The sequence below is a fragment of the Streptomyces sp. BR1 genome (assembly GCF_052373795.1).
GTDB lineage: Bacteria > Actinomycetota > Actinomycetes > Streptomycetales > Streptomycetaceae > Streptomyces.
Genome location: NZ_CM126252.1, coordinates 4,497,400 through 4,510,404, shown reverse-complemented (window position 1 = coordinate 4,510,404; position 13,005 = coordinate 4,497,400). Strand labels below are relative to the sequence as shown.

General features: G+C 71.4%; 13 protein-coding genes. 9 read left to right on the top strand and 4 right to left on the bottom strand.

Annotation, left to right across the window (positions count from 1 at the left end):
- Positions 1 to 92: 92 nt before the first annotated feature.
- Positions 93 to 356 carry a hypothetical protein gene (locus ACT1U9_RS19615; RefSeq protein ID WP_188278302.1) on the top strand — a complete coding sequence of 88 codons (264 nt, stop codon included), beginning with the start codon at positions 93 to 95 and terminating at the stop codon, positions 354 to 356.
- A 26-nt stretch (positions 357 to 382) separates the two neighbouring features.
- Here the strand turns inward: ACT1U9_RS19615 and ACT1U9_RS19610 are convergent, their stop codons facing one another.
- Both ACT1U9_RS19610 and ACT1U9_RS19605 read right to left on the bottom strand, forming a co-directional pair.
- Positions 383 to 1,159 carry an RDD family protein gene (locus ACT1U9_RS19610; RefSeq protein WP_444534007.1) on the bottom strand — a complete coding sequence of 259 codons (777 nt, stop codon included), beginning with the start codon at positions 1,157 to 1,159 and terminating at the stop codon, positions 383 to 385.
- A gap of 75 nt (positions 1,160 to 1,234) precedes the next feature.
- Positions 1,235 to 2,665 carry an RDD family protein gene (locus ACT1U9_RS19605; RefSeq protein ID WP_444534006.1) on the bottom strand — a complete coding sequence of 477 codons (1,431 nt, stop codon included), beginning with the start codon at positions 2,663 to 2,665 and terminating at the stop codon, positions 1,235 to 1,237.
- Positions 2,666 to 2,894: 229 nt separating this feature from the next.
- Between ACT1U9_RS19605 and ACT1U9_RS19600 the strand changes: the two genes are divergently transcribed.
- Complete coding sequence (locus tag ACT1U9_RS19600) at positions 2,895 to 3,386, top strand: SsgA family sporulation/cell division regulator (RefSeq protein ID WP_444534005.1); 492 nt, start codon at positions 2,895 to 2,897, stop codon at positions 3,384 to 3,386.
- Between the two features lie 28 nt (positions 3,387 to 3,414).
- On the opposite strand, the gene ACT1U9_RS19595 is transcribed toward ACT1U9_RS19600, so the two are convergent.
- A complete protein-coding gene (locus ACT1U9_RS19595) occupies positions 3,415 to 4,809 on the bottom strand; it encodes an FAD-binding oxidoreductase (RefSeq protein ID WP_444534004.1) in 1,395 nt (464 codons plus the stop codon).
- Positions 4,810 to 4,906: 97 nt separating this feature from the next.
- Between ACT1U9_RS19595 and ACT1U9_RS19590 the strand changes: the two genes are divergently transcribed.
- A complete protein-coding gene (locus ACT1U9_RS19590) occupies positions 4,907 to 6,499 on the top strand; it encodes a tetratricopeptide repeat protein (RefSeq protein WP_444534003.1) in 1,593 nt (530 codons plus the stop codon).
- A 350-nt stretch (positions 6,500 to 6,849) separates the two neighbouring features.
- Here ACT1U9_RS19590 and hppD read toward each other — a convergent pair whose 3' ends face one another.
- Positions 6,850 to 7,995 (bottom strand): 4-hydroxyphenylpyruvate dioxygenase, encoded by a 1,146-nt coding sequence (hppD, locus tag ACT1U9_RS19585; protein WP_444534002.1) that lies wholly within the window; start codon positions 7,993 to 7,995, stop codon positions 6,850 to 6,852.
- Between the two features lie 121 nt (positions 7,996 to 8,116).
- Between hppD and ACT1U9_RS19580 the strand changes: the two genes are divergently transcribed.
- The 6 genes from ACT1U9_RS19580 (at position 8,117) to ACT1U9_RS19555 (ending at position 13,003) form a co-directional block, all read left to right on the top strand.
- Positions 8,117 to 8,596, top strand: coding sequence for an Lrp/AsnC family transcriptional regulator (locus tag ACT1U9_RS19580; RefSeq protein ID WP_188273919.1), 480 nt, complete (start codon positions 8,117 to 8,119; stop codon positions 8,594 to 8,596).
- A 16-nt stretch (positions 8,597 to 8,612) separates the two neighbouring features.
- A complete protein-coding gene (locus ACT1U9_RS19575; protein WP_444534001.1) occupies positions 8,613 to 9,260 on the top strand; it encodes an ABC transporter permease in 648 nt (215 codons plus the stop codon).
- Entirely contained in the window at positions 9,253 to 10,509 is a 1,257-nt protein-coding gene (locus tag ACT1U9_RS19570) for a betaine/proline/choline family ABC transporter ATP-binding protein (RefSeq protein WP_444534000.1), read from the top strand. Before ACT1U9_RS19575 ends, ACT1U9_RS19570 begins: the two co-directional genes overlap by 8 nt.
- Positions 10,506 to 11,342, top strand: coding sequence for an ABC transporter permease (locus ACT1U9_RS19565; RefSeq protein ID WP_444533999.1), 837 nt, complete (start codon positions 10,506 to 10,508; stop codon positions 11,340 to 11,342). Before ACT1U9_RS19570 ends, ACT1U9_RS19565 begins: the two co-directional genes overlap by 4 nt.
- Entirely contained in the window at positions 11,342 to 12,322 is a 981-nt protein-coding gene (locus ACT1U9_RS19560) for a glycine betaine ABC transporter substrate-binding protein (RefSeq protein WP_444533998.1), read from the top strand. The genes ACT1U9_RS19565 and ACT1U9_RS19560 overlap by 1 nt, the downstream gene beginning before the upstream one ends.
- 93 nt (positions 12,323 to 12,415) lie before the next feature.
- Entirely contained in the window at positions 12,416 to 13,003 is a 588-nt protein-coding gene (locus tag ACT1U9_RS19555) for an ArsR/SmtB family transcription factor (protein ID WP_444533997.1), read from the top strand.
- Positions 13,004 to 13,005: the final 2 nt, after the last annotated feature.

Genomic DNA, 13,005 nt, shown 5'->3' with positions numbered 1-13,005 from the left:
GGTCCGACGTAGAGTCGCTTGACAGTGCGATCCGGTTGCCCGGTCGAGAGACCCGCCCCATCCGATGCCTTCCCCCGAGGACGGATACCGCCATGCCGCGTCCGACTGCAGCACAGCTCGCCTACGGTTCGGCCACCGTCGTGTTCTCGACCGTGGCCATGATTCTGCTCTCCCAGACCGACTCGGGTGTCGGAGTGGGCGTGATAGTGCTCGCGGCGCTGCTGCTCGGGCTCCTGGTCGCCGTGACGGTGCCCATCCCGAAAGCGGCGCGCACGGTTCGTATGAACCGCGCCGCCGCCGTGGGTGAGCGCGCCGAGCCGGGGGTGCGGGTGCCGGCCGACTCAGTACGAAGCTGAGGTCGGGCGGGCCCAAAGGGCCGGCGTCAGTGGGCTGTTGAGACCACCACCGTCTTCCCGGCCTTGTCGTGCAGGCCCTGTTTGTAGGGCTTGTCGGTGAGGATCGTGATGATGAGGATGATCTGCCACAGACACGGGCAGCACAGCAGCGCCGGCACCCAGAGCACGGCGGTGCGCGTCAGACCGGCGCTCGTGGTCGGCACGCTGCCGTCGTTGAGCATCGCGACCCGCAGGTTCAGCAGCTTCTTGCCGACGGTCTGGCCGTCCCGCTTCAGCATCAGGGTGTCGTAGCCGAGGTAGACCACGATCCCGATCAGCGTCCACGCCAGACCGCTGCCGGTGTACGCCTTGGAGACCACGTCGGACGTGCTGTCGCCGCTCTTCGACTCGTACATGTACCGGCCGGAGGTCGCCCACTCCAGCAGACCGAGCGGGATCGCGACGATCAGGGCGTCGATGATGCGGGCGAGCAGGCGCCGCCCGAAGTCGGCGAGCGGGGGCATCCCGCTGAGGGGGTCGGGAGCGCCGTACTGGCTCCCGCCGCCGTACGCGTCGTACGGCGGCGGGGTGCTGCCATAGGGCGAACCGGGAGGTGGCGTGCCGTACGGGCCGCCGGGGGGAGGGTTTCCGTACGGGCCGCCGCCGGGGGGAGGGGCGCCGCTGCCCGGAGGTGGAGTACCGCCTCCGGGCGGGGTGCCGCCGGGGGGCACGCCTTCGCCGCCGCCGGGCGCAGTGGGCTCCGATGGCTTCTTGAGGAACGGGTCGTCCTCGGGCGGCTGGCCGGGCGGCGGTTCGTTGCTCATGTCCGCAGTGCACCGCGAGGGGTCGGGCGCCGCAACGGTACGGGGCCCGTTCGGGTGTCCCGCGCGGAGCTCCCGTCAGGTGCCCGCGACGAACGTACGGGCCGCCTTGTCGTGCCAGCACTGGCGCCACGGTCGGTCGAACAGGCACCACAGGACGTTGACGACGCCCACCGCGAGCACACCGAGCACCCCGTACACCAGCCAACGGCGCAGCGCGGCGCCGAACGCCGGCGGCTCGTGCGACTCGATGTCGCGCACCTGGAGCCGCAGCAGCCGCTTGCCCAGTGTGCGGCCCCACTTGGCGGTGGGCAGCGCCTCGTAGAGCAGACCGAGGAGCAGGAACACGCCGAGCACGATGCCGAGGTAGCCGGCCGTGGTGCCGTCGAGGAGGTAGACGGTCACGGTCTCGCCGGACAGCTTCGCCGCGTCGATCTTCTCCTGGATGTGGTCGGCGGCCTTCACGCCCAGCGGCACCGCGAGCGCGGCGACGGCCACGCCGAGCACGGCGGTGTCGACGAGCCGCGCGGCCAGCCGCCGCCCGGGCCCTGCGGGCCGGGCCTCGGCCTGGGCCCGGGCGGCCCGCAGGAACGGGTCCTCGACGGGCGGCTTCCACGGTACGACGGGCTCCCCCGCCCCCCGCTGCTCATCGGGCCGCGCCAGCTGATGCACCTGCTGCGCCCAGGAGGCCGCACCACCACCGGGGCCGGTGGTCATCGGGGACGCGGCGGGCTGGGGTGCGGCGTGCTGGGCGGGGGCGGGCTGCGGGGGTGCGGTGTGCTGCGGGGCCGCGTGGTGTGCGGGTTGCGGTGCTACGGGCTGGGGCGCGGCCGGGTAGCCCGGTGTCACCGGGGGCGACGGGAGCGCGGCGCGGGCCGTGCCGGGCTCCACGGCCGCCGGGCGCACATCGGGCTCGGCCCGACGCGGATCGCCCGCCGCACGCGGATCGACGGGCTGCGCGGGCAGGGGCTGAGCCGGAAGCGGCTGGAGCGGCAACGGCTGCACGGGCTGCGGCCGGCCCGGCTGCGACTGCGGCCCCGAAGCCGGAAGCGGAGCCGCCGTCGGCGTCGGCCCCGGCTGCGGCTGTGCCTGCGGAAGCGCCCGGGGGTCGGGCTGGCCCCACAGCACCCGCCGCGCCGCGTCGTCCCCGAACCCCGACTGGTGCGACGCGTCGGCCTGCCAGACCGGGGCCGGGCCGGGCCGCATCCCGTGCGGGGGGACGGGCTCGGGCTCGGGCTCGTCGAGGAAGACCGGGCCGGTCTCCTCGACCAGCGGAACCGGGGCGGGCGCGGGCATCGGCGTCGGCGGGGCCGAGGCCAGGGCGGGTGCCGCCGGGGCCGCGCCGGGCGGCGGCACGGGCATGGCCTCACCGTCGGCCGGGGCGGGCCGGCTCGTTCCGGGCACCCAGGCGGCGCCGTTCCAGTACCGGACGTATCCGGGGATGGACGGATCGGGGTAGAAGCCGGCGACAGGGGTGCCGTCGCCGGTGGCCGGGGTGGGGGCGCTCATCACCGTGGTCCCGTATCTGCTCGTGGGCCTCGTCAATACAAGGGTCCACATCTACCAGACGGGCGACCACCCCCGGGCGGGTCCGTCCGTACCGATCACGATTCGGTCATCGGACGAACGGGAAATCCCGCCGAAAAAAGTCACCCGAAGTCGCGTCATAGTCGCGTACGACCCCGCTCCCTCCTTGTGCGGCCCGCTCCCGGGCCCGTACGAGGAAAGGACACATGTCATGCACACCGTGGTCGAACGCGAGCTGGAGCTCAAACTCGTCCTGTCGCCCGAGCGCAGCGTCCCGGTGCCGGCCCGGCTGGCCTATCGCACCGACGACCCGTACGCCGTGCACATCACCTTCCACATCGGCTCCGATCACCCGGTGAACTGGACGTTCGCCCGGGAGCTCCTGGTCGAGGGGGTGTTCCGGCCGTGCGGTCACGGCGATGTGCGGATCTGGCCGACGAAGGTGGACGGGCGCAGCGTGATCCTGGTCGCGCTGAGCTCGCCGGACGGGGACGCGCTGCTGGAAGCGCCGTCCGCGCAGGTGTCGGCATGGCTGGAGCGCACCCTTCGGGTGGTCCCGCCGGGCTCCGAGACCGAGCAGCTCGGCATCGACGACGGCCTGGCCGAGCTGCTCGCGCCGACGACGGGCCGCAGCCGCGCCGAGGAGCTGTACCTCAACGACCCGTGGCCCTCGGACGAGTCCCGGCCGGAGGAGGGTGCGTGACGCGGGCGCACACTGCCGTAACGGTTGTTCAGAACAGTTTGCCCGGGTTCAGCAGACCCAGCGGGTCAAAGGTGTGCTTCACCGCGCGCTGCATCTCCACGCCCACCGGCCCGAGTTCGCGCGCCAGCCACTCCTTCTTGAGCACGCCCACGCCGTGCTCGCCGGTGATCGTGCCGCCGAGTTCCAGACCGAGCGCCATGATCTCGTCGAAGGACTCACGGGCGCGGCGCGACTCGTCCTCGTCGGCGGCGTCGAAGCAGACGACCGGGTGGGTGTTGCCGTCGCCCGCGTGTGCGCAGACGCCGATGGTCAGGTCGTACTTGGCGGCGATGGCCGAGGTGCCGTCCAGCATCGCGGCGAGCCGGGAGCGCGGTACGCAGACGTCGTCGATCATCGTGGCGGGCTTGATGGTCTCCAGCGCCGTGAGCGCCAACCGCCGTGCCTGGAGCAGGAGTTCGGACTCGGCGGCCGACTCGGCGGGCACCACCTCGGTGGCCCCGGCGGCGGTGCATAGCTCCCCGACGGCGGCCAGGTCGGCGGCCGGGTCCGGGGTGTCGAAGGCGCAGAGCAGCAGCGCCTCGGTGCTCTCCGGCAGACCCATGTGCGCCGTGCGGTTGACGGCCCGCACGGTCGTACGGTCCATGAGTTCGAGCAGCGACGGCGTATGGCCGCGCTCCATGATCGCGCAGACCGCGTCGCAGGCGGCGGCCACGGAGGGGAACTCGGCGGCGAGCGCGAGCTGTTCGGGCGGCGCGGGCTTCAGCGCGAGGACGGCCTTCACGACGATCCCGAGGCTGCCCTCGGACCCGACGAAGAGCCGGGTCAGGTCGTATCCGGCGACGCCCTTCGCGGTGCGGCGGCCGGTCTCCAGGAGGCGTCCGTCGGCGAGGACGACGTCCAGACCGAGCACGTACTCGGCGGTCACCCCGTACTTCACACAGCACAGGCCGCCGGACGCGGTGCCGATGTTGCCGCCGATGGTGCACTGCTCCCAACTGGAGGGATCCGGCGGGTAGTAGAGCCCGTGTTCCATGACTTTCCGGGAGAGCACGGCGTTGACGACGCCCGGCTCGACGACCGCGACCCGGTCGACCGGGCTGATCTCCAGGATGCGGTCCATCCGGACCAGGGACAGCACGATGCAGCCCTCGGAGGCGTTGGCGCCGCCCGAAAGCCCGGTGCGGGCGCCCTGTGGCACCACCGGGACGCGCAGCTCGGTGGCGGTGCGCATGATGTGCTGCACCTGCTCGACCGTGCGCGGCAGCACGACCACGGCCGGGGCACCGGCGGCGCAGAAGCTCGCCATGTCGTGGGCGTACGAGGCGGTGACGTCCGGGTCGGTGATCACCACGTCGGCGGGCAGACCCGCGCGCAGCCGTACGAGAAGGTCCTGGGACGCGACGGGCTCGGCTCCAGCGTTCATGATCCCAGCCTGGCACCCGGGGCCATCGGTGTGAACCCCGCGTGGTCCGGCGGGCGCACGCCGGATGTGCTCTTCGTATGGACGCACAGTGATCGGCATGGAGACCGAACAGGAATGGCCGCCGAGCACGCGGACCCTGACGCTGCCGCCGCCCCCGAGGCCGACGCCGCTGGAGCCCGCCGCGCCGCCGCCGGGCAGGTCCGCGCGGCGCACCATGATCGGCGCGGCGGTGGCCGCGCTGCTGACCGCCGGGGTCCTGGTGGTCCTGCCGCGCCTGGCCGCCGGCCGCGCGGACGCGCCGCCGCCCGCCCCCGGACCGGCCGCGCGGGCGCTCACCGCGGTCGGCGCGGGAATGCCCGCCGCGGCCGCCGATCTGACGGCGCTGATCGCGGACCGGCGGGCGTGGGTGCGCACCCATCCCGCCGACGACGCCTCCTGGGCCGTGCTCGGCTCCGCCTACCTGGGGCGCGGACTGCGGGGCGCGGACTCCTCGTACTACCCGCGCGCCGAGTGGGCGCTGCGCCGCTCGCTCGCGGTGCGCACGGCCGCGAAGGGCAACCTCGACGCGCAGACGGGCCTCGCCGCGCTCGCCAACGCACGGCACGACTACGCGGGCGCGCGCACGCTCGCCGAGGCGGTGCAGCGGCGGAATCCGAAGCGGTGGGCGGTGTATCCGGTGCTGATCGAGGCGTACACGGGCGTCGGCGATCTGAAGGCCGCGAGCAAGTCGGTGGAGCAGCTGCTCGATCTGCGCGGCGGGTCGCTGGCGCTGGCCGAGGCGGGCGCGGTGTACCGGGAGCGGGGGTGGCGGGAGGACGCGGCCGCGTCGCTGGCCGAGGCCGCCGCGTACGCCTCGACGCCGGTCCAGAAGGCGGACTGCCTGCGGGAGTTGGGGGACCTGGCGTGGGACCGGGGCGAGCCCGCTGAGGCGCTGGCGCAGTACGAGGCGGCGCTGCGCACGGATCCGGGTGCGACCTCCGCACTGGCCGGCAAGGCCCGCGCGGAGCTCGCGCTCGGCCGCGCCGTGGCCGCGCGGCACGACTACGCGACGGCGGTGGCCCGGCTGCCCCGGCCCGAATACATCCTGGAACTGGGCGAGTTGTACGAGTCGCAGGGGCTCGGCGCCGATGCCCGCGCCCAGTACGAGCGGCTGCGCGTCCGGGCCGCCGCCGACGACGGGCACGGCGTGAGCGACACGCTCGTCCTCGCCCGCTTCGAGACCGACCACGGCTCGCCCGAGGCGGCGGTGGAGCGGCTGCGGGCCGAGTGGAAGCGCGCGCCGAGTGCGGCGGTGGCGGATGCGCTGGGGTGGGCGCTGTACCGTTCCGGGGACGTGGAGGAGGCGCTGGGGTACGCGAAGAAGGCGGCGGAGAAGGGCGCGCGCACGGCCGCGTCCTCGTACCACCGGGGCCTGATGGAGCGCGACTTGGGCCAGTCGGGCCCGGCCCGCCGCGACCTGGACGAGTCCCTGCGCACCAACCCGTACTTCTCGGCCCTGGCGGCGCCGAAGGCGCGCGAAGCGCTGGAGGCGCTGGGGGATTTGCCGGAGGGTGGGCCGAAGGACATGTACGGGTCCGTGCCGGATGCGCCGTCGGGGTCGTCGGGATCGTCTGCGTCGGGCAACACGGGCTCGGGATCGAGCTCGCAGAAGCCGACGGCACCGGGCAAGCCCTCCAGGCGCAAGCCCTGAATTCCCCCACCCCGCCCCTTCCCGAAACTCTCCGAGGGATCTGGGCGGCCGCGGACCGTGCCCTGGGTCGCTCGCGCCCACGCGGCGGAGCCGCAAATCGATACAGCCCCGCGCCCCTAGGAGGGCCCGAAGGGCCCATCAAGGGGCGCGGGGAACTGCGCGACAAGCTCCCACCGGCGGCCAGCCGAAACGACACCCGCCGGAGGCTTTCGGGAAGGGGTGGGGTGGGGAAGCGCCCGCCGCAGGCGCAATCGCCCGCAGACGTACTGCGACCCCCACGGGTCAGGTCCGTGGGGGCCGCAGGGTCTTGACCGTAACTCAAGTACCGTAAGCGCAGGGCAAGTTACGGGTCACAGGTTCCCGCGCTTCTCCTGCTCCCGCTCGATCGCCTCGAAGAGCGCCTTGAAGTTGCCCTTTCCGAAGCCCATCGAACCATGGCGTTCGATCATCTCGAAGAAGACCGTCGGGCGGTCCTGGACCGGCTTGGTGAAGATCTGGAGAAGGTAGCCGTCCTCGTCGCGGTCGACGAGGATCTTCAGCTCGCGCAGGGTCTCGACGGGCACGCGGGTCTCGCCCGCCCACTCGCCGAGCGTGTCGTAGTACGAGTCCGGGGTGTCCAGGAACGCCACACCCGCGGCCCGCATCGCACGCACGGTCGCGACGATGTCGTTCGTGGCGAGCGCGATGTGCTGGACGCCCGCGCCGCCGTAGAACTCCAGGTACTCGTCGATCTGGGACTTCTTCTTGGCGATGGCCGGCTCGTTGATCGGGAACTTCACCTTCAGGGTCCCGTCGGCCACCACCTTCGACATCAGCGCCGAGTACTCCGTCGCGATGTCGTCGCCCACGAACTCCTTCATGTTCGTGAAGCCCATGACCTTGTTGTAGAACGCCACCCACTCGTTCATCCTGCCGAGCTCGACGTTGCCCACGCAGTGGTCGATGGCCTGGAAGGTGCGCTTGGCCGGGGGCTCGACGATCGGGGCGGCCGCGACGAAGCCGGGCAGGTACGGGCCGGTGTAGCCGGACCGGTCGACCAGGGTGTGCCGGGTCTTGCCGTACGTGGCGATCGCGGCCAGCACGACCGTGCCGTGCTCGTCCTTGACCTCGTACGGCTCGGTGAGGCCGGTCGCACCCTGCTCGGTGGCGTACTTGTACGCGGCACGGGCGTCCGGGACCTCGATGGCCAGGTCGACGACGCCGTCACCGTGCTCGGCGACGTGGTCGGCCAGGAAGCGGCCGTGGTCGGTGGCCGCCTTGATGACGGAGGTGAACACGAACCGGGCGGCGCCGTTCGTCAGGACGTACGAGGCGGTCTCGCGGGTGCCGTTCTCCGGTCCGGAGTAGGCGACCAGCTTCATGCCGAAGGCGGTCGAGTAATAGTGCGCGGCCTGCTTGGCGTTGCCCACGGCGAAGACGACCGCGTCCATTCCCTTCACCGGGAAGGGGTCGGCCTGCCGCGCGGTGTCGGGCGTGTGATCGATGGTCTCAGTCATAGCGGCAGGCTCCCCCCGTACCGCAAGGTGCGCAATAGTTTGTGTATCCACTGGTCATACTGACCAGCGACTGGCCAGTATGAGCGGGCGTTCTGTACATCATGACCATCCGGAGGGCGTCATGGCGATCGATCATCTGGACGGGCGGCTCATCGTGCTGCTGGCGAGGGAGCCGCGTATCGGGGTCCTTGAGGCGTCCCGGCGCCTCGGGGTGGCGCGCGGCACCGTCCAGGCGCGGCTCGACCGGCTTCAGTCGAATGGAGTCATCCGGGGATTCGGCCCGGACGTCGACCCGGCGGCGCTCGGCTACCCCGTCACCGCGTTCGCGACCCTGGAGATCAAACAGGGCCAGGGCGCCGACGTACGGGCGCACTTGGCCACCGTGCCGGAGGTCCTGGAACTGCACACCACCACCGGCCACGGCGACATGCTCTGCCGTCTGGTGGCCCGCTCCAACGCCGATCTCCAGCGGGTGATCGACCGGGTCGTCGGTTTTGATGGCATCGTCCGGGCCTCCACGGCGATCGTCATGGAGAACCCCGTTCCGCTGCGGTTCATCCCGCTGGTGGAGCAGGCAGCGGAGGACTCCGTCAGAGGCTGAGGGGAGGTGAGCGCGCGTGAGCTTCTGGAGCTATCTGTCCAGCCGCCACCAGCAGCTGCTCACCGACGCCTTCCAGCACGCGAGCGCCGTCTTCCAGTGCATGGTGATCGCGACCGTGCTCGGGGTCCTGATCGGCGTGCTCACGTATCGCAGCGGCTGGGCGGGCACGCTCGCCGTCACCTCCACCTCGACGGTCCTCACCATCCCCTCGCTCGCCCTGATCGGCCTGCTGATCCCGCTGGTGGGGCTCGGGGTCGCGCCCACGGTCATCTCGCTGACGCTGTACGGGCTGCTGCCGATCGTCCGCAACGCGATCGTCGGCCTGCGCGGGGTGGACCCCGCGCTGGTGGACGCGGCCAAGGGCATCGGGATGTCCCGGCCCGCCCGGCTCGTACGGGTCGAACTCCCGCTGGCCTGGCCGCCGATCCTCACCGGGATCAGGGTGTCGACCCAGATGCTGATGGGCATCGCCGCGGTCGCCGCGTACGCCTCGGGCCCCGGGCTCGGCAACGAGATCTTCCGCGGTATCGCCTCGCTCGGCAGCGCCAACGCGATCAACCAGGTGCTCGCGGGCACGCTCGGGATCGTGGTGCTCGCGCTGCTCTTCGACGCCGTGTACGTCCTGATCGGCCGACTGACCATCCCCAGGGGGATCCGTGCCTGAGCCGTCCGAGACCACCGAAGCCAGTACGTCCGGCGCCTCCATCGAGCTGGAGAACCTGACCAAGCGCTATCCGGGCAACCCGAACCCGTCCGTGGACAACGTCAGCATGGAGATCAAGGCGGGCGAGACCGTGATCTTCGTGGGGCCGTCCGGCTGCGGTAAGTCGACGACGCTCAAGATGATCAATCGGTTGATCGAACCGTCGTCCGGTCGCATCCGGATCAACGACGAGGACGTCACCCGCATCGACCCGGTGAAGCTGCGCCGCAAGGTCGGCTACGCCATCCAGTCCTCCGGGCTCTTCCCGCACATGACGGTCGCCGAGAACATCGCCCTCGTGCCGAAGATGGTCGGCTGGTCGAAGTCGAAGGTGAAGGACCGGGTGGAGGAGATGCTCGACCTGGTCGGGCTCGACCCGCGCGAGTTCCACGGCCGCTATCCGCGCCAGCTCTCCGGCGGCCAGCAGCAACGGGTGGGCGTGGCAAGGGCGTTGGCGGCCGATCCGCCCGTGCTGCTGATGGACGAGCCGTTCGGCGCGGTGGACCCGATCACCCGGGACCACCTCCAGGACGAACTCATCCGGCTCCAGCACGAGTTGCACAAGACCATCGTCTTCGTCACCCATGACTTCGACGAGGCGATCAAGCTGGGCGATCGGATCGCCGTACTGCGTGAGCGTTCGCACATCGCCCAGTTCGACACCCCGGAGGCGATCCTCACCAACCCGGCCGACGACTTCGTGTCGGGATTCGTCGGGGCGGGCGCCGCGCTCAAGCGCCTGAACCTCACGCGCGTACGGGATGTGGAGATGGCCGACGTGCCGACCGTCACCGTCGACGATCCGCTCCAGTCGATCTTCAACAAGCTCCGCAGCGGCCCCCACAACGAGCTCCTGATGCTGGACCGGCGCGCACGCCCGTACAAATGGCTGCGGCGCGGCGACCTCATGCGCGCCAAGGGGTCGCTCGCGCGGGCCGGGCAGCTGGTGCACGACACGGTGACCCGGGACGCGACCCTGCACGACGCCCTGGAGGCTGTGCTCATCGACTCCGGCGGGCGGGTCGCGGTGACCGGGCGGCGCGGCGAGTACATCGGCGTCGTCGACATGGAGACCCTGATGAACTCCGTGCACGAACTCCTGGAGGCCGACCGCCTCGCCGCCATCGAGCACCAGCACGACCTGGAGGAGACCCGCCACCAGCTGACCGAGCAGGAGCTGGAGGGGGCGGACGGCGGTGCGGACGGATGAGCACCGCACCCGAACGCCCGCCGGGCGAGCACGACGTACGGGGCCACTCCTTCCGTGACGAGGAGGAAGAACCGGCCCCGCCGCCCGCGCCGCCGCCCCGCCGGATCACCTGGCAGAAACTGGTGTTCCTGCCGGCGGTCCTGGCCGTGGTCCTGCTGATCACCTTCCTCTGGATCACCAACGTCCACCTGGACTCGATCGCCAAGAACTCCCTGGACAACGGAAACGTCCAACTCCGGCTCTGGCAGCACGTGAAGCTGACCGCGATCTCCACCTTCTGGGTGCTGCTCGTCGCGATCCCGCTCGGCATCGCGCTGACCCGGCGCGGGCTGAGCCGGGCCGCCCCGCTGGTCACGGCCGTCGCCAACATCGGCCAGGCGACCCCGGCGATCGGACTGCTCGCCCTGCTGGTGATCTGGCTCGGGATCGGCCCGTCGACGGCGATCGTCGGCATGGTGATCTACGCGGTGCTGCCGGTGCTCTCCAACACGGTGGCGGGCCTGCGCGCGATCGACCCGCAGCTGGTGGAGGCCTCGCGCGGCATCGGGATGTCCGCGCTCGGCACCCTGGCCAGGGTCGAACTGCCGCTCGCCGTCCCGCTGATCCTCGCGGGCGTACGCACGGCGCTCGTCCTCAACGTCGGCACGGCCACCCTCGCCACCTTCGGCGGCGGTGGCGGCCTCGGCGACCTGATCACCTCGGGCGTCCAGACCCAGCGCATGCCGGTCCTGGTCCTCGGATCGGTCCTCACCGTCGCCCTCGCCCTCCTGGTGGACTGGCTGGCGTCCCTGGCCGAGGTGGCGCTGACACCGCGCGGGCTGGAGGTGGGGTGATGGATCACGTACGTACGAGACGGGCGGCGGGAGCTCTGGTCCTGCTGGCGGTCCTCCCCGCCGGCTGCGGGCTGAAGAGCGGGTCGCCGATGGTGGACGACGTGAAGCCCGGCTCGATCGGCCAGGGCCACCCCCTCAAGGGCGCCTCCCTGACGGTCACTTCGAAGAACTTCAGCGAGAACATCGTCCTCGGCCAGATGGCCGGTCTGGTCTTCAAGGCGGCCGGGGCGGACGTCGTCGACCGTACGAACCTGCCCGGCTCGATCAGCGCGCGCGAGGCGATCACCAAGGGCGACGCGGACGCGATGTACGAGTACACGGGCACCGCGTGGATCACGTATCTCGGCAACAGCAAGCCGATCACCGACCCGCACGCGCAGTGGCAGGCGGTACGGGACGCGGATGTGCGCGGCGGTGTGACCTGGCTGCCGCAGTCGGCGCTCAACAACACGTACGCACTGGCCATCAGCAAGCGGAACAACGCGAAGTACCAGCTCAAGACGTTGTCCGACGTGGCCGCGCTGGCGAAGAAGGACCCGTCGGCGGTGACGGTGTGCGTGGAGAACGAGTTCGCGTCGCGGGACGACGGGCTGCCGGGCATGCAGAAGGCGTACGGGATGTCGATCCCGGCCGGGAACATCCAGAAGATGGACGCCGGGATCATCTACACCCAGGTGTCGAAGTCCAGCTCCTGCCTGCTGGGCGAGGTCTTCACGACGGACGGCCGCATCAAGGCGATGGACCTGGACGTACTGACGGACGACCGCCACTTCTTCCCCAACTACAACGCGGCCCCGGAGCTGCATTCCGCCGCCTTCGCCAAGTACCCGGTGATCGCTGAGTTGTTGAACCCCGTGACCGCCAAGCTGACGACTGCGGTGGCGCAGGACCTCAACGCCAAGGTCGACGTGGACGGCCGGGATCCGCACGACGTGGCGAAGGAGTGGCTGGTGGAGCAGGGGTTCATCCGGAAGGGGTGAGCAGCGCGGCGGGCGCGCGTCCGCAGGGCTGCCCAAAGGGTTCCTTGCAAAGAAACCCTTGCAATGCTTCCTTTGCAAGGTTACGGTCCCGGCATGACGGAATCCCCGAGCCCCCAGCCCCGCGAGCGCATGCTCGACGCGCGGGCACTTCGCGGTCTGGCCCATCCCCTGCGCATCCGCCTGCTCGGCACGCTGCGGCACGACGGGCCCGCCACCGCGTCCCAACTGGCCGAGAAACTCGGCGAGTCCAGCGGGGCTACCAGCTACCACCTGCGCCAGCTCGCCGCCCACGGCTTCGTCGAGGACGACCCCGAGCGCGGCAAGGGCCGCGAGCGCTGGTGGAAGGCGGCGCACGGCGGCACCAGCATGCGCGACGACCTGCGCACCAGCTCCGACCCCGAGGTGCGCGGCGCCGCCGACCTCTTCCTGCACGAGGTCGCCACCATCCACACCCAGGAGCTGTCGACCTGGCTGGGCACCTCGCGGGACTGGTCCGAGGACTGGACCCTCAGCTCGGACCTGAGCGACTTCACGCTGCGGCTCACCGCCGAGCAGCTGCGCGAGCTGACCGAGAAGGCGCACAAGCTGGTCGAGAGCTACTACGACCTGCCGCACTCCGACGACGAGGACACCGCACAGGTCCGCGTCCACCTGCACGCCTTCCCGCGCAGGAGCCTCTGACC

What these genes read in the sequence shown, in the direction of transcription:
- ACT1U9_RS19580 (WP_188273919.1), top strand. Translation starts at nt 8,117, where the DNA reads ATGGCGATCGATCATCTGGACGGGCGGCTCATCGTGCTGCTGGCGAGG.
- ACT1U9_RS19565 (WP_444533999.1), top strand. Translation starts at nt 10,506, where the DNA reads ATGAGCACCGCACCCGAACGCCCGCCGGGCGAGCACGACGTACGGGGC.
- ACT1U9_RS19615 (WP_188278302.1), top strand. Translation starts at nt 93, where the DNA reads ATGCCGCGTCCGACTGCAGCACAGCTCGCCTACGGTTCGGCCACCGTC.
- ACT1U9_RS19600 (WP_444534005.1), top strand. Translation starts at nt 2,895, where the DNA reads ATGCACACCGTGGTCGAACGCGAGCTGGAGCTCAAACTCGTCCTGTCG.
- ACT1U9_RS19605 (WP_444534006.1), bottom strand. Translation starts at nt 2,665, where the DNA reads ATGAGCGCCCCCACCCCGGCCACCGGCGACGGCACCCCTGTCGCCGGC.
- ACT1U9_RS19590 (WP_444534003.1), top strand. Translation starts at nt 4,907, where the DNA reads ATGGAGACCGAACAGGAATGGCCGCCGAGCACGCGGACCCTGACGCTG.
- ACT1U9_RS19595 (WP_444534004.1), bottom strand. Translation starts at nt 4,809, where the DNA reads ATGAACGCTGGAGCCGAGCCCGTCGCGTCCCAGGACCTTCTCGTACGG.
- ACT1U9_RS19610 (WP_444534007.1), bottom strand. Translation starts at nt 1,159, where the DNA reads ATGAGCAACGAACCGCCGCCCGGCCAGCCGCCCGAGGACGACCCGTTC.
- hppD (WP_444534002.1), bottom strand. Translation starts at nt 7,995, where the DNA reads ATGACTGAGACCATCGATCACACGCCCGACACCGCGCGGCAGGCCGAC.
- ACT1U9_RS19555 (WP_444533997.1), top strand. Translation starts at nt 12,416, where the DNA reads ATGACGGAATCCCCGAGCCCCCAGCCCCGCGAGCGCATGCTCGACGCG.
- ACT1U9_RS19560 (WP_444533998.1), top strand. Translation starts at nt 11,342, where the DNA reads ATGGATCACGTACGTACGAGACGGGCGGCGGGAGCTCTGGTCCTGCTG.